Consider the following 22,980-nt stretch of genomic DNA (forward strand, 5'->3'; position numbering starts at 1 on the left):
TTTAGGTGATTATGGTTTATCACTTTTGGCGATTAGCTGACTAAAAGCCTTTAAATCCATTGGTTTATAGAACAGAAAGCCTTGGAAGTATCGGATCCCTAATATTTTTAGTATGTTTTTTTGAATATCCGTTTCGACCCCTTCAGCCACTAACTCTAAATTCAGCTTTTTAGCTAAAAAGACAATACTTTCAATAAGGTGTGTTGATTTCTCTTTGCTATCATCAAGGTTGTCAATAAAGCATTTATCTATCTTCAGGTAATCAAATTTATACTCTGTTAGATAGTGAGGTGCTGAAAACCCTGTCCCATAATCATCTATCGCAAATTCAACCCCATGTTGGCGATAAACCAGCATTTTTTCCGGTGTATCTTTGCGGATAAAAGGGGTTGATTCTGTAAATTCCAACACTAAACGGCAATGTTGAGCGAGGCGTTTACTTAATGCATAGACCTTAGGTTCAAACAGGCATAACTCAGTTAAATTAAAGCTTAGCTTGAACTCTTTAGTGTTATTGAGCACATTACTATTATGTATTTGAGCCAGTAGAGAGCAAGTTAACAAAGGTGTGAGTTTTTCTTGTTCAATGTATGGAATGAACAAATACGGCGCTACAAGTTCACCTTTGTTTGTTATCCAACGAGCCAAAATTTCAGCACCAATGATATGTCCATCGCGATCAACAATAGGTTGAAGGTAAGGCTTTATTCTATGATGACGAATTTGGTACTTTATGAACTCTTGCTTGATCTTCTTTGATAGTAAATAACATGAAATCAATAAGATAATCACGATAGCAATGATGTAACCCAATTTGTAAATCATAAACACTTTAATCGCTGCAAGGTGATTTACATCGATATTGAGTGTGATAGTTTCTGGGTTAAATTGGTTGTTAATACTACGTATATTATTTTTTATAACCTTATTGTCCGTTGCTAAAATAATACTACCGAAATCAATATACCCATCACCTATTCTATCTATCACATCTAAAGTGAGTGGCTTAAAGTAGATACGAATGTATGTCTTATCATTAAGCTGAAGTTGATAATAAATGATCGGTTTTTTGGTTAGTGCACTTTTGGGCTTTACATAAAAGCCTGGTTCTAAAGCTTTCTCTACTTTTCTATCGCGAATACCATAAGTGCTGTAGACAAAATAGCCGTCATGGATCACTGCAATGCTACTAATACTTTTATGTTTGGCGACAACTTTTGTCAGTGCTGTTTGCTGACTTTTGTTAGGTATAGCTAATGTTGAGAACTGCTTTTTAAATGCGATCTCTTTTTCTTCTATTACTCTTAACTCTTCTAATGAAATTTGTCGTTCTTCGATCAGAAAGGTGTTGATAAAGTTGTAATACATAAAGGTAAAAATAACGCCCAGAACACCAAAGCCAATGAGTGAACTAAGAGTTATTGAAATAGGTTTTATAGATTTTATATTCATTTAACAACAACCTGATTACGACCATTATTTTTGGCTGTATAAAGTGCTTTATCAGCAACTTTTATCGATTCATCTAACGTCATATTATGTGCAATCGTACAGCCGATAGAGATGGTGAAATTAATATCAAGCTCTGTTTGAGCTTCGATAGCTTTTCTTAATTGTTCTGCTTTTCTAAGTGCTGCATCAGGTTCACTAATATTTAAGATAAGTACGAACTCTTCTCCGCCCCAGCGATAAAGTTGCTCTGATTTACGAATATTACGTTTAATGATTGCTGCTGTTGCGCTGATAACTTGATCACCTACATCATGACCATAGGTATCATTAATTTTTTTAAAATGGTCAATATCAAAAATAAAAACCGACTTATTGCTAATCAGTTTATTCTTAAATTTATTTTCGCCATAATCTCGACGAAAACACTTTGTCATATTGTCTAATCGAATTAAGTTCATAACATTTGATGATAACCTGTATAATAAAAATAAAGTTACAGTCATCAAAAAGGAAATCAATAAACTAAATTTTATGACATCAATATAGTTAAGATAAATGGGTAGTATTTCGCCATTATTAAGGTATTTTAGCTTTTTATCTTTAAGCCTTTTATGATATGTGTCTTTTTCAGTACTATAGAGTGTCCATTGCGATTTATTAAACTCAGATACCCAGTTTTTCAAAATCCCACACTTTACATCTAAGATCAGTAATGCAGACATGTTATTCTTTATATAAATTGGAAGAATAATTGAGCGAATATGCTCATGAGAGAACTTTTCTTTATAGGGTAGTGTTAACTTTAATCTTGTTGATTTTAAGTACTCTTCATAAGTTTTAGGTATATTATTTCTTTTTGCGATTTCGCCTAATAGATCAAGATTATATTCATAGAGGTCTTTAATATGAGCAACACGCAAAGGTAGACAATATAGAATATCTTTGTGATCTTTATCGATAACAGCTAACGTCCAGTAGTCATCATTGACTAAGTCTTTTAATTTTATAGATAACAAATTCAGTTGCTCAGAAAATTTTCTGATCTCTTTAGGTTCTGGATTAACAATGCCTACACTATTAAAGTGATGAATGCCTTTTTCGATAAATACATTTTCACTGTTAATATAATATTGAGTAAAACTATGTAGTTCATCATAGATTAGGTTCACCTTACTACGGATGTAAAAGGAGAGCTCTTTTTGTTTAATTTCATTAAAGGTCATAATAGTATGAAATGTCGCAACAAATAGAATCATATTCATGAGGATAAGTTTCAGTGCTAATGTGTGTTTTTTTAAAAACATCATAGATACATACTCTTGTTACGTCCTTGATATTTGGACTGATACAGCGCAATGTCAGCACGGTATATAGCCTGAAAAATTGACTCTTCTCGCTTTTGTTCTGTTACACCCAGTGAAATCGTTACTCTAGAGCCATCTTGTAATGTGTAATCAAGATTAGTTCTGATTGATTCCGCTTTATTTAATAATGCTTTTTTTGACAACTTTGGTAATACAATTAAAAATTCTTCCCCCCCCCAACGGAAAACACGTGTGCTATTACTATTTAATTGATTCAGATTTTTTGCTAGGTACTTAATGACCTTATCACCTTCATCATGTCCATATTGATCGTTAATGCGTTTGAAGTGATCAATATCAAGTAGGATAAGTGACTTATTACTTTTGTTTTTGTAGTAAAAATCAAAAATATTACGGCGATAACATCCCGTCATTGAGTCTTTAATAATTAATGATAGTAATGATTTTTTAATAAAAACGGATAAATGAATAATTAACTCAATAACAAATGCTAGCGATAGCGAAATTGATAAAATCTTACTCCAGTTTAGCCCTATTACCTTATTTGATAACTTATTTTTGGTGTATGGGATGGTAATATATCGAGTGAAAAAATTATGCTGATTACGTCTTTCATATTGCGTTAAGTTTTCCGCATTGTAATTTTTAATATAGTTTTCCATATGACCAAACTTAAGATCAATCATAAGGATCGCCTGCAACTTCTTCTCAACATAGACAGGCATAATAATACTTCTTAGATGATCGTTAGAATATCTCTCTATATAATCATGAGTGATGGTAATATTGTGAACTGTAGAATATTTTTTATTTATCTTTACTTTTTCAATAGCGACATCGAAAAGGTTAAACTTTTTCGTCTAGATCTACGTATTCAGGATAAAAGGGTAGAAAGAATGAAGCTGTTGGTGTGACAACCGATAAGGTTTTTATCTTATCTTTATCTATAAAAGACGTAAGATCTTTATATAATAAATTGATATATTTATTGAGATTAGGTACGTCGCTTTTTTCAGATACTATAAATCCGCCTTGCGACAGGTCGTAATCACGATGTTTTTCACCTGATAATGTATATATACCCGGCTCTTTATTCTCGACTTCTGTGTTTAAATAGTGTTGATAAAACTCGTTACTGGCAGAAATAATTCGGTCGTAATGGTTTTTAATATCATACTCAATCATATTAATATGTACGTAGTTGTACAAGATCATGCAAAGCACAAAAATGATATTTAATGATAAGAAACGAATGATACTTTTCTTCATGGAAGTTAATACCAAATTTTACTTTCTCTAATTTATAAAATTACTTGAATTATAGGTTTGAGGCATGAATTATCAAATTATCCAATCTAGCTGGATATACAATTAAGTATCTATTTATCAATTACTTACTGTTTTGTGTTGTATTCCTTTACACTTTATTACAAAACATAGAAAGTATTAAAAAAAGATTATGTTAAGAATTGTTTATTCTATGTGGTGTTTAATTACACGTTGTTTTATTTTTGTTTCTCTAATGTTTGATTGAATAAAAAAAGACCTTAAAACAAATTTAAGGTCTTGGGGTTTTAGTTAATAACTAAATTGATATGTCGTTTTGTAGTTGTATTGCTCTTGGGGGGAGAGGTAACAACTGGGTTGTTCCCATTCAGGATGGTTAGGGGAATCGGGTAAAAACTGGGTTTCTAATGCCAATCCTGCGTAATCTTGATACGGGTTACCGTCTTTGGCTGGGGTACCTGCTAACCAATTTCCGCCATATAGTTGCACTGCAGGTTTATTGGTTTTTACCGTCATGTTGACTTTGCTATCAGGGGAAATTACTTCAGCAATAATCTCATCAGGCTTTCTTGCTGGGTTTAGCACAAAGCTATGATCGTAACCTTTAGCTTGTTGCTGCTGTTCATCTACCAGTAAGTCCTTACTTAGTGTTTTACTTGTTCGGAAATCAAAGCTGGTATTTTCAACCGATTGTGGCTTATCGAGCGGTATACCAAGGCTATTAGTCGGTAAATAGTAGTCAGCATTAATACGCACTGTATGTGAGCGATTATCACCGTCCCATGTCGCTCCTTGCAGATTAAAGTAACCGTGATTGGTTAAATTAACTGGTGTAGTTTTATCACTGTCAGCAAGGTAGTGAATGGTCACTTCGTTGTTATCGGTTAGGGTATAACGCACAGTAACATTCAGTGTACCGGGAAAGCCCTGATCGCCATCTTCAGAGACTAAGCTAAATAAAACGCTATCTTGGAGTTGCTCTACTATCTGCCAACGGCGTTGATTAAAGCCATTTTCACCACCGTGAAGACAATTACCGTTTTGATTGGTCGATACTTGGTATACCTTCCCATCAATACTAAAGCGACCATTGGCTATACGGTTAGCGTAACGACCGACAGTCACACCCATGTAGCTTTGTTGGGCATAAAAATCAGCAAGATTATCGACGCCTAGTAACACTTCACGTTGTTCGCTGTCGTTTAATGGCAGGCAACAACTTAACCAAGTAGCACCAATGTCCATTAGCACGATACGCATTCCATGGCTATTAGTGAGTTCAATGACATTCGCTGGCTTATTATCATGGGCGAGCTGCTGAGTCATAGCGTGCATGAGTGGGCTTTGCATTGGTGCTCCTTACCTGTTAATTGAATGAATTAAGCAATCTTGCCTGCGCCATTTTTAGCTTGGCAGACGTAAATTGACTCTTTTAGCCCTGTTGCTGCTTGGTATTTTGCTTCAACGGCTGCTTTTACATCATCCACTAATGTTGGTGGCACGAGTGCGACAATACAGCCACCAAAGCCGCCGACGTTGTTATAAACGATAACCAGTTATATCGTTGTAAAGAAGGACCAACCACAGCTTGGTGTTCAGGCGCTGCATGGGCGTATGAGCCGGGTAAAGGAACGGCATGGTTTGATGCTTGGAAAGCGATTTCGGAAGATGAAGTTGAACCGACCCCAAATCCGACACCAGACCCAACTCCAGATCCTGAGCCGACATCGAATCCCGATCCCACTCCAAACCCTGATGGCTATACAGTGATGCAAGCACAGCTTGACGCTAAAGAAGCAGAGCTAACTAGTGATCCGTTATTAGAACAAGTTAAGAAGTCAATTCGTACGCGTGATAATACGATTGTTGAATCTATTATGCCGGGTGCTAGTAACAACCCAGAAAACGTTAAGCGTGTAGAACACCTCATCGATGCCCATACTTGGGAATACTTATTCCCTAAACGTGCACCTGAATACACTTATCGTCATTTTCTGCAAGCGGTGGGTAAATTCCCTGCATTTTGTGGTGAGTATAACGATGGCCGAGATTCTGATGCGATCTGTCGTAAATCATTGGCAACAATTTTCGCTCACTTTGCCCAAGAGACGGGAGGACATACAGCGCACTGGGATGTACCGGAATGGCGTCAAGCCTTAGTTTATGTTCGTGAAATGGGCTGGGATGAAAACATGCGAGGGGGATATAACGGTGAATGAAATCCAGATATTTGGCAAGGTAAGCGTTGGCTTTGTGGTACGTTTGAAAATGGTGAACTCAAATCATACTTTGGCCGTGGTGCGAAACAGTTAAGTTATAACTACAACTATGGTCCGTTTTCTGAAGCTATGTTTGGTACGGTGAGAACCTTGCTTGATAAGCCTGAAATGGTGGCGGATACATGGCTAAACTTAGCTTCTGCACTATTGTTCTTTGTCTACCCTCAACCACCAAAACCTTCCATGTTGCATGTTATTGATGGTACTTGGCAGCCTAATGAGCAAGACAAAAAAGATGGTTTAGTGCCGGGCTTCGGAGTGACAACGCAGATCATCAATGGTGGTGTGGAATGTGGTGGGGCAAAGGAAATTCAGCAATCTTTAAATCGTATTGATTACTACGAAAACTTTACGCATTTCCTTCATGTACCGATTGCACCTGATGAAGTACTGGGTTGTAAAAATATGAAGCAATTCTCTGAAGCAGGGGCGACACTGACGTACTGGGAGCAAGACTGGAGTTGGTCATCAGAAACGCCAGATGGAAAATCGTATGCTTGTAAGCTGGTCGGTTACCAAACACCTTATTCAGCACTAAAACAAGGTGACTACACCTTGTGTGTAAAAGAGCATTTCCCTGATATTAATATTGTTGACTAATGGCGATAAACATTCGACAAATAATACGATAAAAAACAGGTTAAATAGCTAAATGTTAATTTTAAACGAACTCATTTTTACATTGAGTTCGTTTTTTTTAAAGGAAAATTGGCGCTTATATTCGCTCTTATAATGGCAGTAAGCAGCGATTTTTTACTTTCCAATGCTAGTTTTCAATAGGTTAAGTGTGACTCTTGTCACTCTTTTTTAAATAAATATAAGGTTAAAATGAAAACTTATTCGCATTAATTAATCTAATGCTAATTTGGTGTTTTTCTCGTTTTTAAATTAAGTCTGCCTGATTATAATTCCCCACATAGCAACAAGGTCGAAGCTTATAAAACATGACTTTGTGTGCTGTTTTAACTTTCTTAATACTTAATTTTCTGAGGAATTAACCATGTCTACAATCATGAATAAAATTATCAAACTATACGTACCTGTTTTCTCACCAATGTACAAAAGCAACAACATGGTGAAATAATTTGATAGGACTATTAGTAAATAACAATACTTAAAGGGCTTTGAAGATGAATTCAAAGCCCTTTTTATATTAATTATTTATTCAATGCGTTGGCGATGTCACGCCAGTCTGCAATTTTGAAGTTTTGATTTTGATCGTCATACGAGGCATCAACGTTATAGCCATCTTGAACAAGGAATAATCCTTTCGGGAAACGATCACTAATAGTGGCAGAAACAGCATGAATACCATCGGTTTCACTTGCACCATCTAAGCCATTATCATCATCGGCGGTGAGTGCAAAGCTGCCTTTGTATTGGTAGTTATTATCAAGATCGTAAACAGCATAAGTGTGGTTACCTTGGCTTGATACAATCAGTTCATTCACCGTACCATCGTTGTAAATTGTTAGCCCTTCTGCGTCTGCAACAATCTGTTTGCCATCTATTTCAATAATGAACTTTCCGTCAGTTGAACCTGCTTCATCTGCGGTAAATGCCCAAATCCCCGCATCTTCTTCACCGACATAGAGAGTATCGGAGGTCGGGTCAACGACACATCCTTCAGGTTGGCTACTTACTTGCAGTTTACGCACAAGTGCACCTTCAATGCCATTATCCGTAATATCTAAGCGCCATTGTTCAATGTTGCCACTCTTACCGTTAATGAACACATAGTTAGCGCCAGTAGATGATTGATAGGTACATAAACCGTACACTTCATTAAGCTCGGAGCGTAGTTGAGCCACTTCGTTGTGAGCATTATCACCAATAGCATTAAGCGCTACGATTGGTTCATTACCATCTGTAGCAGCTTGAATTTTGTATAGGGCAATAGTATTAAATTCACGGTTGCTGGCAGCCGCAAGAGAATAAGTTGCGCCACTTGGTGTCGTTACAGCTTGGATGATATCGACATTGTTTGGCTCTCCTTCATCAAGGTATTGCAGCTCTTTACCATCAAGATCGTAAGCGACCAGTCCACCTTGTTTATTGGTACCAATAATCAAGCTTTTGTTAGGTTCTGCTTCGTTTAACCAAAATGCAGGATCATCTGCCGCATCACCATCATCATCGACAGGTGCTGTTTCGCCAACGACTTTCACCAAAGCAATACCCGTTGCTGCAAGGTTAGCTGAACTAAGTGTTTCATTAATTGGAGATTGAGCAAAAGAAGGGGCACTATTTAAGGTGCTATAACTTAGTTTTTCATACACTGGCTTATCGGCTTCTGAGTTACCGACCCAAATCCCGTTATTGGCTACAGCAAGAGATTTAATCTCATCGACACCGTCTAGTTGGATGTTTGCTTTCAACGACCAGTCATCACGGTTATATAGCATCATACCTTTACCTTCATCACCCATAACGAGGTAGCCTTTACCGTCAGAAAGGTAGAGTAAATCTAATGCTTCAATTTCTTGCAAATTACCTAAAGGCGCAATGCTATCAACAATTTGACGAGAGTTTATATCTTCTGGATCGGCGCCGTATGCCCAAATACCTAAGTCTTGCTCTGCGATATACAGCGTAGACGTTTCATCATCCACAATACATGCGCTGAGTTCACCGCCTACTTCCAGTTCACGAACCGCGATAGGCAACGCATTATCGTCAGCTAAAACACTTTTGATTTCACCATCTTGGTATTTCAGCTTGTATTGCACCGCCACCCCATCATCAGTCACGCCCGTTAAGAGCAATGCACCGTTAGTGGTGTTTTTATGTAAACAGACACCTTCAGCGGCATAATCTGCTGTAAGCGTGCCAATATCATTAAGAACAACACCGTCTTTATTGCTCACGCTATAAAAACCGATGCTGTTATCTTCTGGTAAAGCAACGGCGAGTAAATCAATACTGTCACCGTTATCGGCTTTAATACCGTAGCGTATATCTGCGCCAGTGACTTCAATGTTTTCTAAGCGTTCAACTTCATCGCCTGCTGGGTTATAGACCGCCAACCCATCACCTTCTAAGGTGACAAAAAGTAAGCTCTTTGTTTCATCTTCACTATTTAGCCAGTAAGCCCCATCACCAATATCGTCATAACTTGTTTTTGCTGTTGTTGATGTAGCGAGTGATTCGGTTTCTACCACATCAGACTTTGGTATTTCTGTTTCAACATAAACGGTTTCAGTTTTATCGCTATTACATCCTGTTAGCAGTGATAAAGCGATGATTGAGCTTAATAATGAACGACGCATTTTTCCTCTCCATGTGTGTAAGTCAGGAGGGAAGCTAAGCCAGTACTATTACAAAAAAGTGACTGTTAATTTTCTTTATTGATTAATATCAATGCTTTAGGTGTATTTGTGTTAAGGCGTGAGCTGTTTGGACTAGAAGCAATATCAGGCTACTTCTCAATATTAATATCAATAGGCTGTCATATTTGTATGGGAGGATAGATCACTTGAGCTTTTCGGACTTTTCTCATTACAACAATTAAAATAGATATTGATTACTATGCATACCTTCACAATAAGATCCTTTTTTACCCGTTTTAATTATCAGTTATTTGATGTGCTTTATGGTATACGTGCGCACTATCGGTGGCTTGTTTTATTAGTTTTAGCGTTACTGAGTCTGATTGTGTTTAATATTACAAACGGCACGATTAAGAGCCATGAGCAAGTTAATTGGTTAGATGTTGTAGGGGAGGGCTCGTCGGCAATCATGGTATTCGTGTGGCTGGTGGTGATTCTATCCACTCGATCACCAGGGAAAATTACCAACTATTTTGCGATGGGGTTTACCTGTATTTTTTTAGCGTTAACCCAAGACGTTATTGATGAGTTTATTCGTTTAAAAAATTACACCATGATTGGAAATACCATGGAGTACATGATCCTTGGGCTTGCTATCGTAACTTATGCATTTTGCTTGTGGCGTAAAGAGCTTACGGTGGTAAAAAATTATTTGATGCAACGTCAACAGTTAAATGCGCGAACGCCGCTCCATCCTGAAAATTATCGCCTCCCAGAGCTGAGTTATTTACACAGAGCACTGACAGCGCAATACACAGAGTCTACCAAACAAAATGATAGTTATTTGATAGCGATTAACTTACAAAACAGTTATCAACTTTTACCTCAACTTTCACCTCAAGAAGCAGAAAGACTAAGAGTCTCGATCTCTGAATTGTTGTTAATTGCATCTCGCCATAATGATTTAGTGTGCCAAGTTGCAGGGCATCACTACCTTATTTTACTGGACGGCTTAAATAAGAAAGATGCAGTAATATATACCCGCTATGTTGAGCAGTTACTCAGCACTTACCAATTTTATTTAGATTCTAATATTAATATTGAGATGCAATGGCAAATAGCTATTGTTGAAGTAAAACAGTCCACTTACTCATTACAGTCATTATATAAACAGATAGATGAAGCGATAAACCTTTCAACTAAACCTCAAGTTTATAAAGGTAGCGCATGAAAGGGCATCATGCAGTGATGGCACCATGGTTGGAATGCCACGATAAAACAATTCCTGCAAGGCAACACATTGCGTTATTACTGGATTTACTCAGTAGCCGTGGTGTTAACATGCACTACGTATTACGGCATACAGGGATTTTTTATGATGATTTAATTGCGCGGGATTTACAGGTAAGCCCCGTACAATTCTCTCGTTTAATTAGTAATGTAGCGAAGTTAGAGCAGTTTCCTGAATTGAGCTTTCTGCTTGGTCAGCAATTGATCCCGAGTGTATTTCCTACTACTAGCCATATATTGATCCATGCCCCGACTGTAAACACCTTGATGAATAATATAGCGCTTTACTCTGAGAGCTATTTCCCTTTATCTAAACTCACCACACAATTTGATGATTCGGGCGTTTATGTTTTCGTCGAAGATCCTTATGGGATTGAGGCTTCATTGAGCTCCCGAGATCGTATTACTTATTTTCGTTGGCTAACAGAGTATGTATTTACTTCGGTTATATCCCTAGTTAATTGGCGAGCTGATACCAAATTATCTTGGTCTGTTATGGTGGATTGGTTATGCCCACAATGGCAAGAGCATTATCATATGTATTGGGGAAAGGTAAATTTTAATCAACCGATGATTGCCCTGCATTTACCCAAGCAGTATCTAGATGTAACTTTGAAAGATAGCTCTTCAACGTTGTATAAAGTGGCACGAAAGATCACACCTATCCCAAGTTGTGGTTTATTAAGTCATATTCGAAATGTGTTTCGTCAAAACCTTGTTCAAGTGCCTTCGTTAAATGAGCTATCTGAAATGATGTTAATGAGTCCTGCGACTCTAAAACGTCGATTAAAAGCACATAATCATACTTACCGTTCATTATTGGGCGAGGTTAACCAGCAGCATGCGTTATATTTACAACAGATAAAGCAATGGGATGATCACCAGATCGCTCAAGAAATGCAATTTTTTGATGTAAGCAATTATCGCCGTGCAATTCGGCGTTGGAAGACAAGTTAAACAATCAATTTATATATAATGCTTAATAATATAGATGACGGTGTATGACTTTCACGACCAAGTAAATATAAGCATTTATCAATAATCACCAATATTGGTAATTAAGATTTCATTAGCAATTGAAATAATCATTTTAAAAAGTGAGTTTGTTTTTTATAAATTAAATATCTTTTTGATATCCAATTAAAAAATAAAACAGAGAAAAGTTAGCTCTTATTTAATGCTCTTATATTTAATGATAATAAATCGTCACTAATTAATTAATACTGCTTCTCTTAGATATATTCGAACTATTAAAAATAAAGAAATGTTATAACATAACAATCCTGAGTGATTCACTCAGGATTAATAATGTCATGATTAGGAATAGATCGATGAAAAAGAAGTCTTCATTTGTAGCATTGATGACAACGCTGTGCGTCTTGTTTTCAGTATCAAAAGCAATGGCTGCAGAAGCGCCAATTGATGTAACGGTAAGTATTGCCCCACAAAAGTATTTTGTTAAAGAAATTGGCGGTAATAACGTTGATGTCAATGTAATGGTACCAGCAGGAGCTGAGCCAGATGATTACGAGCCAACACCAAACCAAGTTGTATTACTTAACAAGAGTAAGCTTTACTTTTCTATCGGTGTGCCATTTGAAAAAAGCTGGTTAAACAAATTTAAAAGCTCAGCAAAAGATCTAACGATTGTTGATACCCAGCAAGGTATTGAGCGTATGCCAATGGCTTATAATGACGATGGTGAGCGTATTCCTGCAACATCAGGCATTAAAGACCCACACATTTGGTTATCACCAGCACTTGTGCGCATTCAAGCAATGAACATTCGTGATGCATTAATTAAGGTTGATCCTCAGCATCAGCAAGAATATCGCGAAAATTACCTGAAGTTCTCTAAAAAGATCAATCAAATTGATGATGCTCTCATTGCTATTACGGCGAAGATCCCAGCAGCACACAATCAATTCATGACTTATCATCCAGCGTGGGGTTACTTCGCGACAGATTACGGCTTACGTCAGCTTCCTATCCAAGATGAAGGTAAAGAAGCCAGTGCTCAACGTCTAAAATCACTGATTGATACAGCAAAGAAACAGCACATTAAAGTTATCTTTATTGAGCCGCAATTCTCGAAAGAACAAGCAAAAGTTATTGCTAATGCAATTGGCGGCAAAGTGGTAGCAATTAACCCACTTGCAGAAGATTGGGGTAATAACTTGCTAACTGTTGCGAACGCGTTTGAATCTAACGTGAATCACTAAGAGTTAATAAATGAAAAAGATTGTAGATGTACAGAATGTCAGTTTTGCTTATAAGAACCATCAAGCATTAATTGACATAAACTTCGAGCTTTACGAAGGTCAACGTTGTGCATTACTTGGACCCAATGGCGGTGGTAAAACGACATTAGTCAAACTACTACTGGGTATATTATCGGGTTATCAGGGCAATCTAGCACTGTTTGGCGACCATCCCGGTCGCCATCCAGCGCTTATTGGGTATGTTCCTCAACAATATAAATTGAATCCAATATTACCTGTCACCGTAAAAGATGTTGTATTAATGGGGGCAAATGCTGCGCAGCTAAAAGATAAGAAATTGCTGTCAGCCTTATTAACCCAAGCATTACAACAAATGCATATCGAGCATATAGAAAATACGCTGTTTAAAGATCTTTCAGGCGGACAGCGTCAACGTGTGTTAGTAGCTAGAGCGTTAATTGCTCAACCTAAGCTATTAATACTTGATGAGCCAACCAGTAATGTTGATCCAAGCATGACGGCACAATTTTTTGCCTTGCTATCAGCGCTGCCCAAAGATGTTGCGGTATTGGTGGTAAGTCATGACATGAGTATTTTAGAGTATCAGATTGATGTGATTTTAGGGCTAAACCAAACCATGAAAGTGCAGCAGAGTAAGGCATTAACGTCTGATATGTTGCAACACTTATACGGCGTGAACAGCCATTTTATTAAAGATCTTGTTCAGTCAACCACATCCAATAACGAACCAAGTCCTGCTTTAGTATGATTGAGCTCTTACAATATAACTTTATTCAACATGCATTAATTGCAGCAGTGCTTGTTAGCATTGTTGCAAGCATTATTGGCGTATTAGTCGTAACCAATCGATTAGTCTTTCTCTCTGGTGGTATTGTTCACACGGCATACGGTGGTGTGGGGTTAGCTTTCTATGCAGGTACAGCGGTAATGCCAACAACCTTGGTATTTACTTCTATTAATGCTTTGTTATTAGGGGCGCTAAGTCAGCGTAAACTAGAGCAGTTAGATATTTTTATCGGTCTGATTTGGTCGTTAGGCATGGCAATCGGCATCATCTTAATGGCGTTAACACCGGGATATGGCGCAGACTTAAGCAGTTACCTGTTTGGTAGTATTCTCACCGTTCCAGTATCGACGCTATACCTAATGGGGGGCAGTGTTCTGATCATTGGTGCTTACACGATTTATAACTATCGTTCGCTAGTCTTGATGTCTTTTGATGCTGATTTTGCGCAGAGTAAAGGCGTAAAAGTAAAACGCATGTACTTATCATTATTAGTGCTGGTGGCAATTGCTAGCGTGATCTTAGTGAAAGTGGTGGGTATTGTATTGGTGATGGCGCTGCTAACTATGCCTGCGTATATGGCGGCTCAATATACAAAATCCATGTTATCCATGATGTGCCACAGTATTTTATGGTGTCTTGGCTTTACGTTAACGGGGTTGATTTTCTCTTACCAGATGAATCTACCGTCAGGGGCAACCATTGTTGTTACCGCGTCTATTTGTTTAGCGTTGCAACTGGGGCTTAGAGAAACCCTGAAATTCTTCAAAAAAGGCGCAGTTCAAGCTGCTTAATGGTACAGTAAGTAGAAGCACTCCTTCTGCTTGCTGCCTCTTCTATTTAGTGACTACTCTCTTCCTGTTATTCCCACGTGACCAACACTTTTTACATCCGTTGATAGGCAGGTTTTCTGCTTTATTTCACTGAAAATGCTACAAAATGTAACGACTAAGTATTTGTAATCAGTATTCAGCTGTTATTTTTAATTTCTTTTGGTTATTAGTCATCTGCTGATTTGATCTTCTTCGCGTCAAAAAAGTATCGTTGGTTATCAAAAAACAATATTTTTCTGAAAGCAGGTCTAAATTTTGAACGCTGTTCTATATTGGTGTCGCCAAAAAAATAACGAGTGAATGCCATAAATTTGAATAGGGAGGAATACTAGCTTCAGGGGAAGATAATAACTTTCTGTTACATCTCGAAAAGTTGAAATTATACAAGCTCCGTTATGCTCCACGCATCTTAGGCACTCTGATTAAAGATACACGCCTATCCAATGTCGATTTATGAGTAATAAAATGAAAAAAACATCTCTATTTGCATTGAGTGCAGTGGCACTGTCTTGCGCAATTAGCTTTACCGCTCACGCTGGCGATGAAATGGTTAACCCAGAAGGTGGCGTTGTTGTAGGTTACTGGCATAACTGGGCTGATGGACAAGGTTATAAAATGGGTAACGCACCAGCAATGACACTAAAAGACATTAACCCAATGTATAACGTGGTTGATGTGTCTTTCATGAAAGTTTATGACGTTGCTGCAGGGCGTATTCCTACTTTCCATTTAGATCCTGCTACAGGTCTAACAGAGCAACAATTCATCGAGCAAATCAAACAGCTTAACGATCAAGGTCGTGCAGTGCTGCTTGCGCTAGGTGGTGCAGACGCGCACGTTGAAATGAAAAAAGGCGACGAGCAAGCTTTTGCTGATGAAATCATTCGTCTAACGGATCTATACGGTTTCGATGGTCTAGATATCGACCTAGAACAAGCAGCGATTGATGCAGCTGATAACCAAACGGTTATTCCAGCAGCCCTACGCATGGTTAAAGATCACTACCGTGCCCAAGGTAAAAACTTCCTAATTACCATGGCACCAGAATTCCCATACCTAACGGCATCTGGTAAATACATTCCTTACATCACAGGTCTTGAAGGTTACTACGACTGGATCAACAACCAAGGTGGTGACGGCGTTTACGTTGAGGGCATTGGCTGGATTGCACAAAGTAAAGATGAGCTAAAAGAAGAGTTTATCTACTACATGTCTGATTCATTGATCAACGGTACCCGTGGCTTCACTAAGATCCCACACGACAAGCTAGTATTTGGTATTCCAACCAACATCGATGCGGCAGCAACAGGTTACGTGCAAGATCCACAAGACTTGTTTGATGCATTCAAACGCCTTGAAGCGCAATCTCAGCCACTACGTGGTGTGATGACATGGTCTATCAACTGGGATATCGGTACAAACGCTGCAGGTCAAGCGTACAACAGCAGCTTCATTAACACTTACGGCCCGTTCATTCACAGCCAAGTGCCACCTGTTGTTCAACCGGGTAAACCTGTGATCACTGGCTTAACCGATGCCCGTGTTCAACACCGTTCTAACTTTGATCCAATGGCTGGCGTAACAGCAACCGATAAAGAAGACGGCACACTAACATCGGCAATTAACGTGTCAGGCTCTGTAGATACACAACGTGTAGGCGAGTACGTACTAACTTACTCTGTATCAGATTCAGACAACAATGAAACTGTATCACCACGTAAAGTAACCGTATTCAGCGCATTACCAACTTTATCTGGTGTAGCAAATGCAGTAGTGAAAATGGGTGAAAGCTTCGATCCAATGGCTGGCGTATCAGCATCGGATGCAGAAGATGGTGATCTAACAGCAAACATTACAGTATCTGGCACAGTAAACACAGCAGTTGCTGGTCAATACGAGCTTGTTTACTCAATCACAGACAGCGCAAACCAAACAGTAACAGTGAAGCGTACTGTGGTGGTTAATGATGGCTCTATCGTGTGTACTAACCCGTGGAAAGCCGATGCAACTTATGTTGAAGGTGATGTAGTAAGCCATAACGGTAAGAACTGGCAAGCTGGCTGGTGGACACAAGGTGACGAACCAGGCACAACAGGTGAGTGGGGCGTTTGGCGTGAAGCGGGCGACAGCGACTGTGGCGGCGTTGTACCACCACAACCAGAAGCGGATTTCACAGCATCTCTAGCTGGCGTAAACAGCACGTATAAGATCACTAACGGTACAGCTACACTGAATCTGAATTACACAGCGAACAAAGCAAGCTCTGTACAGATTGATGTGATTGACGCAATGGGCTACCCAGTAAACGGCGGTAACTTCACTGCTGACTTTACAGGTAACAGCGCAATTAAACTGGTACTTGATAACGTAGCGGAAGGTAAACACTCACTACGTATGATTGCAGAATCAAAAGGTGAGCAAGTGGAATCTCGTCACCACTTCACACTAGAAGAGCAAGGTACGGTTGAGCCGCCAGTAACCGATGTTCCAGCTTATGAAGCGGGTAAAGCGTACCAAGCGGGCGATCAAGTATTAGGCACAGACGGTAACGTATACCAATGTAAACCATGGCCTTACACTGGCTGGTGTGCAAGTGCTTCATACGCACCAGGTTCAAGCCAATACTGGGCTGATGCATGGGATAAGCTATAAAGCACCATTAGCTAAATAAAAGAAAGCCAGCATGTTAAGTGCTGGCTTTTTTTTATTTGAAAGAGCTGTTTAAATAAAGGCGTATTTTAGGAATTAGCAATTATCGAATTAGGATTTAACAAATATCATTGTGCAATATGATCAGTATAAACACTGGTATCTGAAAGTGAGAATAAATGACTAACAATATTATTTACAGTAACCAGCTTTTTATTCCCTAAGTTCATTTTCTTTACATTTATCTTCATTAAATAATTTTCCTATATAATCAATATTTTGAGTGATTTTCATTGTACTTATATTAAACTCCATGGATTCTTTTTCGTTATTACACTCATTATTGAAAGAGCTCCTCCTAGCGTCAGATAAAAATTCACTTTTACCTGTTCCTTTTGGATCTATCGCTAATACATCGAAACGATCTGTAACGTATTGAGGAGTTCTATTTTCATAGATCATATTGGTAGCCGCTTCGACAGCTTCAGCGCCTGGACTACCGAAGTTGACGACTAAAAAGCCTATTCTACTTTTCTTATCTTTAGCTCTGTGGATCATAGCATTGAGTTTTATTTTCTCTGATGAAATATCGTCATAATCATTTGGAACATAAAAAGTGACTTCCTCAAAATCTTTATCTTTTTGAGTGGTTGCACAACCTGAGACTATGAATAATAAAAATAATACGCTCTTTTTCATTAGTTATATTTACCCTTGTCTACCTCACATATAACGCTACTAAAGAGTGGTATAAAAATTTTAACTTTCAAATTTAAATTATGATGTTTTTAATTATTGTAGTTTTTTATAAAAATGGAATATTTTTAATTTAATCCGATTTTATTACGTGTTCCATCTATTAAAGCTCATGTTTCAACAGCAGGATAATACAGAAAAGAGTAAAGTGAAATATTGTAAGTTTATTAAAATATTTCATCGGGTAAATAATTAGATAAAAACAAAAGCCAGCATATAATGTACTGGCTTTTAAATTAAAAAGAGTTTTAAGTAAAAGATTGATTTATGTATTTTCAATTATATAATTAGGATTTAACAAATATTTTTCTGTAATATAATCAACATAATCATCGGCATATGAAAATGAGAATCCATGACTAACAATATTATTTACGGTAATCAATTTTTTATTCCCTAAGTACATTTTGTCTACTTTTATAGCCTCTTCGTAAGGGGTTACACTATCTAATTTTCCACCGATTATTAATATAGGGACTCTGTTGTTAACTTTTGATATATAAGGTAGGGGATCTCTCTTTGCTTTCCATCCCAAACACATATTGTAATAAGCGTTATAAGCTAATGAACCAAACAAGGAAGATTTTCGCTCAAATAAAGATAGCGAATTCTCTATCTCTGAATCTAATAGAGGTTTATTTTCATCGGAACAATTTATAGTTCCTATAGATGCACGTGCAATTGCTGCTGCAAGAGATGAATCACTAGAATCGTTTGAATCACTAGATTCAATTTCTTGTATTTTTACAATGTAATCATAAAATATTTCTGTTTTCAAAAAAGATATCAAGGAAGGTTTTATATTACTCCAGTCATCATCGTTCGTTGATATAATAGTTGCAAGTAATTTGTCAAAATTATCTTGATCGATTTTATAGCCATCTTTTGTTGTATAAATCTCATGTTCTTTTATTTTGTTATTAATATTTTTGATTAACTCTATTTCTGATTTTGATAACCTGTGATACATGATTCTTTCATAGGAAAATGGCATTGTCATAGACTCCTCTATAGCATTTCCATGCTCTATTGATGTTGGTGAGTCTAATACTACCCCTCTAATATTTTGGGGATATAAAAAGGAATATAATTGTCCTATTTTTGTACCGTAGGAATATCCTAAGAAGGTTATTTTCTCTTCATTTAATGATTTTCTTATATAATCAATATCTTGAGTAAATTTCATTGTGCTTATATTAAAACCCACGGACTCTTTTTCGCTATCACATTCACTATTGAAAGAGCACCTTGTAAGGTCAGATATAAATTCACTTTTTCCTGTTCCTCTCGGATCTATCGCTAATATATCGAAACGATCTATAATGGATTGTGGAAAACTTTTTTCAGAGATCATTTTGGAAGCCGATTCGACAGCTTCACCGCCAGGCCCACCGAAGTTAAGAACTAACAAACCTATTCTATTTTTCTTATCTTTAGCTCTGTGGATCATCGCATTGAGTTTTATTTTCCCTGATGACATATTGTTATAATCTTTTGGAACATAAAAAATCATTTCCTCAAAGTCTTTGTCTTTTGGCGTGGCTGCACAATAGGTTAAGATTAATAATAAAAATACTACGATTTTATCCATTATTATGTTTACCTTCACATGAAACACCTTCATATCATGGTATGAAAATTAGTAATTACAAATTTAATTTTACTAATTTTTATTATTTATCATGAGAATAAGATAACTATAATAAACGTGCATTTTATATGATTCTTTATCGATGCATTTGTAGATTTAAGAAGATGAGTAGCGATAAAGAATATTTCAATCGTTTGAATAATAAAATAGTAGTTTGATTTGCTTTGATACAAATAATTATATTTAATTTTTATACATCATATAGTTAACATGTTTTTATCGTGATTTTATATTTACTAATAGGGAGTAATGAGATCTCTATCAATTTTTTAAAGGTATAATACTTTCGTATAATAGTTCTTTTGGCAATCATAATGTTAACTTTTAGCTGCAAATGGCGCTCTTGATTGAGCTTATTTGTGAATTATAAAAATTAGATAATTAAGGACTAAAAAATGAAAGATAAATTACAAGCAGCCATGTCAGTGAAGCTAAAAGGTTTAAAAACTGAAGAGCAATCACCACGATTAGTGCGCTCTAATGCTGATTTTGAGTCAAACTCAGATGTAGAAAGCAAAAAGAAATAACGGATTAAGATATTAAAAAAACTCATCTTTTGATGAGTGTTTTTCAAACATTAGGCACATAAAGATGAATAATATGCAATGCTTGAAAGCTTCAATGTTAATCCATCGGATGAATATAGAGAATGCATTGAGAAATATTTAACGGCGGATCTTTCTTTTACTTCTGAATTAATGGAAGGGCTAGCGAAGACAATCTTTAGAAGTAAAAAGATGATGGCTTATTGCCTGCTTCATAACTCAATTGATGAGGCAAAAGGTGCAGCAAGGCTTCGTTTAATGGCAAATCGTTATGCAGATGACGAATTGAAACAAAAAATGCTAAGGCATTATAACGATGAAATGAATCACTCCAAAATGTTTGCCAGCCTTATCCCTTTGACAGGTTATGAAGCTGAGGTTGATAACAATGGCGTCGAAGAAGAATTAACAAAAATATTAGACTTTGATGATGATATTAAAACGTTTATTTTTAGAGTTCATTCCATCGAAGTGCGTTCTTGGCGACTGTTATTACTCCATCTTAAAATCATCGAAGAAAGTAATAAACAATATATGAAAGACATGCAGCCAACCATACAAAATATCCTTGAAGATGAAATGAGGCATGTTTCTTATACCGCGCAATATGTTAGCCAATGGCTACATCAAGATCCTTATTTATCTCAATCCTTTATAAACTGTATTACTCATACGAACAGAGAAACATGGGAAGATTTATCGGCCATGTCTAATTTCATGCGTGATAACGTTTTTCAATTAATGCAAGAAGCCGAGGTATAAAATGAACGCTTGGAGGCACCATTTATTTTCACGCTCACCAATATCTATGCTCATCATTATTGGTATTGCATCGGTGATTGCCAATACTGGATGGCGAGTGGTGATGAACAACTTTGCTGTTGATACGGTGGGTATGACGGGGGCAAATATTGGTGTCCTTCAAAGTATCCGAGAAATTCCCGGTTTACTGTCATTTACTGTCATGTTCTTACTAATGTTAATGTCAGAGCAGCGAGTCGCCATTCTTTCACTTTGTTTACTGGGGATCGGGGTGGCGATAACGGGCTATTTACCCTCGATTTATGGTTTTTATTTCACGACGGTTCTAATGTCTATCGGCTTTCATTATTTAGAGGCAGTCAATCGCTCCCTTTCAACTCAAGTCTTAGAAACGGAAAGCTTCGGACAATCAATGGGAATGATACGGGAAGCTTCTTCATTCATTGGCCTAGCCACCTTTATTGCCATTATTCTTGCGATACAGTTTTTTGACGCATCAGCCAAAACCATCTTCTTTTTCTGTGGGCTAACTTGTGCAGCCTTAGCGGTATATTTACTTTCTTTTGCCCATTTTAAAGAACATAAAGTCGAGCAGAAAAATAACATCATTTTAAGAAAAGAGTATTCGGTCTATTACCTGCTAACGTTTCTTGGTGGGGCAAGAAGACAGATCTTTGTTGCCTTTGCTGGTTTATTAATGGTGCAAAAGTTTCATTATTCCATCACAATGATGGCAGTGCTATTTATGATCTCAAGTTTGGCGACAACCCTTACCGTTGCATCTATAGGGAGGTTTATTGATCGAATCGGAGAGAAAAGAGCATTGATGATTGAGTATGTGGCATTAGCAGTGGTTTTTACATCGTATGCTTTTGTTGAGAATCATTATCTCGCAGGTGGGTTATACATTCTCGATAGTATTTTATTTAGCTTCACCATTGCACTTGCAACATACTTTAAGAAAACCATTCGCAGTGATGAAATCGCCTCATCTTCCAGTGTCTCATTTACGATTAACCATATTGCAGCGGTGTTTTTACCTTTCTTATTAGGTTTATTGTGGGTATCAAATTACCAAATCGTATTTTTCTGTGGTGCTATTATTTCCTGCATGAGCTTAATGGTGGCATTCACCATTAAATCTGAGCCATTAAATAGTCAAACAATAAAACAGGTTTGAAGGGCGTTTAGCTAAGTATTAATGAACCAAAGCCAGCGTGTGCTGGCTTTGGAGATGTTATTTAGCAATAAGTCTATTTATGCGAGCTGGAAGTACTTAACTCATTATTGAACAGGAACGAGCTTAAAGTTTGCTCTATTCAATCTGGAGGTATTAGGAAAAGTTACAATGTCATGTCCAACTTTATAATATTCCGGATATGCTCCTGCTGTATAGTTAATCCTTTTAAAGAACGTATTTCTTTTCTAATTCACAGAGGATATACAAACTTTATGGACTTTTATGAGTTATAACACATTAGCCCCTACTCTATATTGGAAGCAATTTTGTTATGCAGATAACATGCGGTAAATAAACCCCACATACCAATAATACCAACGTTTTGTCATAGTACTTTTTTAACGGAGGCACTATGAATCAAGCACAAAAACGCGACCACTGGATATACATCATAGATCGACAGAAGCAAAGTCAACTATCTATCAAGCAGTAACTATAAAACCTTCTTTTACTGGTCTAAACGTTTGTGTTCCCCTAATGCCGTCCATGCCTGTATCCATCGAATTTGATGGATCCACATCATTCAACTACTGAAGCAGTTGTACTGTTCTTTACCAACGGTTTTTGGCTTTATTATCACAGTTTGGAGAAAGGGATCTTCAGGTGGCATCGCCC

Annotated in this window: 17 protein-coding genes and 2 pseudogenes; 10 read left to right on the top strand and 9 right to left on the bottom strand. The window is 37.2% G+C overall.

The window, feature by feature from the left end; translation table 11 throughout:
• Window positions 1–9: 9 nt before the first annotated feature.
• The 6 genes and pseudogenes from Q7674_RS01255 to Q7674_RS01280 all read right to left on the bottom strand — a co-directional run.
• Window positions 10–1,452, bottom strand: a complete 1,443-nt coding sequence (locus tag Q7674_RS01255; RefSeq protein WP_045066345.1) for an EAL domain-containing protein — start codon at window positions 1,450–1,452, stop codon at window positions 10–12.
• On the bottom strand, window positions 1,449–2,759 hold the full coding sequence (locus tag Q7674_RS01260) for a GGDEF domain-containing protein (RefSeq protein ID WP_052679917.1): 1,311 nt from the start codon (window positions 2,757–2,759) through the stop codon (window positions 1,449–1,451). Before Q7674_RS01260 ends, Q7674_RS01255 begins: the two co-directional genes overlap by 4 nt.
• Window positions 2,756–3,502: a GGDEF domain-containing protein gene (locus Q7674_RS01265; protein ID WP_305422315.1), complete on the bottom strand. Its 747-nt coding sequence runs from the start codon at window positions 3,500–3,502 to the stop codon at window positions 2,756–2,758. The genes Q7674_RS01260 and Q7674_RS01265 overlap by 4 nt, the downstream gene beginning before the upstream one ends.
• Before the next feature lie 121 nt (window positions 3,503–3,623).
• The gene (locus Q7674_RS01270; protein WP_305422317.1) at window positions 3,624–4,046 is read right to left on the bottom strand and encodes a hypothetical protein; all 423 of its coding nucleotides are present in this window, start codon (window positions 4,044–4,046) and stop codon (window positions 3,624–3,626) included.
• A gap of 309 nt (window positions 4,047–4,355) precedes the next feature.
• Window positions 4,356–5,414 (bottom strand): galactose-1-epimerase, encoded by a 1,059-nt coding sequence (galM, locus tag Q7674_RS01275; protein WP_107229719.1) that lies wholly within the window; start codon window positions 5,412–5,414, stop codon window positions 4,356–4,358.
• Between the two features lie 29 nt (window positions 5,415–5,443).
• A pseudogene (locus Q7674_RS01280) lies at window positions 5,444–5,596 on the bottom strand (galactokinase); the annotation flags it as partial.
• On the opposite strand from Q7674_RS01280, the pseudogene Q7674_RS21900 reads away from it, so the two are divergent.
• A pseudogene (locus Q7674_RS21900) lies at window positions 5,588–6,943 on the top strand (chitinase); the annotation flags it as partial. The pseudogenes Q7674_RS01280 and Q7674_RS21900 overlap by 9 nt on opposite strands.
• Window positions 6,944–7,500: 557 nt before the next feature.
• Here the strand turns inward: Q7674_RS21900 and Q7674_RS01295 are convergent.
• Window positions 7,501–9,612, bottom strand: a complete 2,112-nt coding sequence (locus tag Q7674_RS01295) for a phytase (RefSeq protein WP_305422319.1) — start codon at window positions 9,610–9,612, stop codon at window positions 7,501–7,503.
• Between the two features lie 385 nt (window positions 9,613–9,997).
• Between Q7674_RS01295 and Q7674_RS01300 the strand changes: the two genes are divergently transcribed.
• The 6 genes from Q7674_RS01300 to Q7674_RS01325 all read left to right on the top strand — a co-directional run bounded on the left by Q7674_RS01300 (window position 9,998) and on the right by Q7674_RS01325 (window position 17,414).
• Window positions 9,998–10,843 (top strand): diguanylate cyclase domain-containing protein, encoded by an 846-nt coding sequence (locus tag Q7674_RS01300; RefSeq protein ID WP_162184328.1) that lies wholly within the window; start codon window positions 9,998–10,000, stop codon window positions 10,841–10,843.
• Window positions 10,840–11,859: an AraC family transcriptional regulator ligand-binding domain-containing protein gene (locus Q7674_RS01305; RefSeq protein WP_045064855.1), complete on the top strand. Its 1,020-nt coding sequence runs from the start codon at window positions 10,840–10,842 to the stop codon at window positions 11,857–11,859. Before Q7674_RS01300 ends, Q7674_RS01305 begins: the two co-directional genes overlap by 4 nt.
• A gap of 374 nt (window positions 11,860–12,233) precedes the next feature.
• Window positions 12,234–13,124 carry a metal ABC transporter solute-binding protein, Zn/Mn family gene (locus tag Q7674_RS01310; protein ID WP_023934820.1) on the top strand — a complete coding sequence of 297 codons (891 nt, stop codon included), beginning with the start codon at window positions 12,234–12,236 and terminating at the stop codon, window positions 13,122–13,124.
• Between the two features lie 10 nt (window positions 13,125–13,134).
• On the top strand, window positions 13,135–13,893 hold the full coding sequence (locus Q7674_RS01315; RefSeq protein ID WP_005363886.1) for a metal ABC transporter ATP-binding protein: 759 nt from the start codon (window positions 13,135–13,137) through the stop codon (window positions 13,891–13,893).
• On the top strand, window positions 13,890–14,723 hold the full coding sequence (locus Q7674_RS01320) for a metal ABC transporter permease (protein ID WP_305422323.1): 834 nt from the start codon (window positions 13,890–13,892) through the stop codon (window positions 14,721–14,723). Before Q7674_RS01315 ends, Q7674_RS01320 begins: the two co-directional genes overlap by 4 nt.
• 504 nt (window positions 14,724–15,227) lie before the next feature.
• The gene (locus tag Q7674_RS01325) at window positions 15,228–17,414 is read left to right on the top strand and encodes an immunoglobulin-like domain-containing protein (RefSeq protein ID WP_045064861.1); all 2,187 of its coding nucleotides are present in this window, start codon (window positions 15,228–15,230) and stop codon (window positions 17,412–17,414) included.
• Between the two features lie 210 nt (window positions 17,415–17,624).
• Here Q7674_RS01325 and Q7674_RS01330 read toward each other — a convergent pair whose 3' ends face one another.
• Window positions 17,625–18,110 (bottom strand): hypothetical protein, encoded by a 486-nt coding sequence (locus Q7674_RS01330; protein WP_045064863.1) that lies wholly within the window; start codon window positions 18,108–18,110, stop codon window positions 17,625–17,627.
• A gap of 322 nt (window positions 18,111–18,432) precedes the next feature.
• Window positions 18,433–19,758, bottom strand: coding sequence for an alpha/beta fold hydrolase (locus Q7674_RS01335; protein ID WP_305422324.1), 1,326 nt, complete (start codon window positions 19,756–19,758; stop codon window positions 18,433–18,435).
• A 455-nt stretch (window positions 19,759–20,213) separates the two neighbouring features.
• Between Q7674_RS01335 and Q7674_RS01340 the strand changes: the two genes are divergently transcribed.
• The 3 genes from Q7674_RS01340 to Q7674_RS01350 all read left to right on the top strand — a co-directional run bounded on the left by Q7674_RS01340 (window position 20,214) and on the right by Q7674_RS01350 (window position 22,305).
• On the top strand, window positions 20,214–20,345 hold the full coding sequence (locus tag Q7674_RS01340) for a hypothetical protein (protein WP_272898484.1): 132 nt from the start codon (window positions 20,214–20,216) through the stop codon (window positions 20,343–20,345).
• A 78-nt stretch (window positions 20,346–20,423) separates the two neighbouring features.
• Window positions 20,424–21,125 carry a hypothetical protein gene (locus Q7674_RS01345; protein WP_045064869.1) on the top strand — a complete coding sequence of 234 codons (702 nt, stop codon included), beginning with the start codon at window positions 20,424–20,426 and terminating at the stop codon, window positions 21,123–21,125.
• Window position 21,126: 1 nt separating this feature from the next.
• Complete coding sequence (locus tag Q7674_RS01350; RefSeq protein ID WP_080892231.1) at window positions 21,127–22,305, top strand: MFS transporter; 1,179 nt, start codon at window positions 21,127–21,129, stop codon at window positions 22,303–22,305.
• Window positions 22,306–22,980: the final 675 nt, after the last annotated feature.

The sequence above is a fragment of the Photobacterium leiognathi genome, assembly GCF_030685535.1.
In the GTDB taxonomy this organism is placed as follows: domain Bacteria; phylum Pseudomonadota; class Gammaproteobacteria; order Enterobacterales; family Vibrionaceae; genus Photobacterium; species Photobacterium leiognathi.

What these genes read in the sequence shown, in the direction of transcription:
- Q7674_RS01255 (WP_045066345.1), bottom strand. Translation starts at nt 1,452, where the DNA reads ATGAATATAAAATCTATAAAACCTATTTCAATAACTCTTAGTTCACTC.
- Q7674_RS01260 (WP_052679917.1), bottom strand. Translation starts at nt 2,759, where the DNA reads ATGATGTTTTTAAAAAAACACACATTAGCACTGAAACTTATCCTCATG.
- Q7674_RS01265 (WP_305422315.1), bottom strand. Translation starts at nt 3,502, where the DNA reads ATGCCTGTCTATGTTGAGAAGAAGTTGCAGGCGATCCTTATGATTGAT.
- Q7674_RS01270 (WP_305422317.1), bottom strand. Translation starts at nt 4,046, where the DNA reads ATGAAGAAAAGTATCATTCGTTTCTTATCATTAAATATCATTTTTGTG.
- galM (WP_107229719.1), bottom strand. Translation starts at nt 5,414, where the DNA reads ATGCAAAGCCCACTCATGCACGCTATGACTCAGCAGCTCGCCCATGAT.
- Q7674_RS01295 (WP_305422319.1), bottom strand. Translation starts at nt 9,612, where the DNA reads ATGCGTCGTTCATTATTAAGCTCAATCATCGCTTTATCACTGCTAACA.
- Q7674_RS01305 (WP_045064855.1), top strand. Translation starts at nt 10,840, where the DNA reads ATGAAAGGGCATCATGCAGTGATGGCACCATGGTTGGAATGCCACGAT.
- Q7674_RS01310 (WP_023934820.1), top strand. Translation starts at nt 12,234, where the DNA reads ATGAAAAAGAAGTCTTCATTTGTAGCATTGATGACAACGCTGTGCGTC.
- Q7674_RS01315 (WP_005363886.1), top strand. Translation starts at nt 13,135, where the DNA reads ATGAAAAAGATTGTAGATGTACAGAATGTCAGTTTTGCTTATAAGAAC.
- Q7674_RS01320 (WP_305422323.1), top strand. Translation starts at nt 13,890, where the DNA reads ATGATTGAGCTCTTACAATATAACTTTATTCAACATGCATTAATTGCA.
- Q7674_RS01325 (WP_045064861.1), top strand. Translation starts at nt 15,228, where the DNA reads ATGAAAAAAACATCTCTATTTGCATTGAGTGCAGTGGCACTGTCTTGC.
- Q7674_RS01330 (WP_045064863.1), bottom strand. Translation starts at nt 18,110, where the DNA reads ATGAAAAAGAGCGTATTATTTTTATTATTCATAGTCTCAGGTTGTGCA.
- Q7674_RS01335 (WP_305422324.1), bottom strand. Translation starts at nt 19,758, where the DNA reads ATGGATAAAATCGTAGTATTTTTATTATTAATCTTAACCTATTGTGCA.
- Q7674_RS01340 (WP_272898484.1), top strand. Translation starts at nt 20,214, where the DNA reads ATGAAAGATAAATTACAAGCAGCCATGTCAGTGAAGCTAAAAGGTTTA.
- Q7674_RS01345 (WP_045064869.1), top strand. Translation starts at nt 20,424, where the DNA reads ATGCTTGAAAGCTTCAATGTTAATCCATCGGATGAATATAGAGAATGC.
- Q7674_RS01350 (WP_080892231.1), top strand. Translation starts at nt 21,127, where the DNA reads ATGAACGCTTGGAGGCACCATTTATTTTCACGCTCACCAATATCTATG.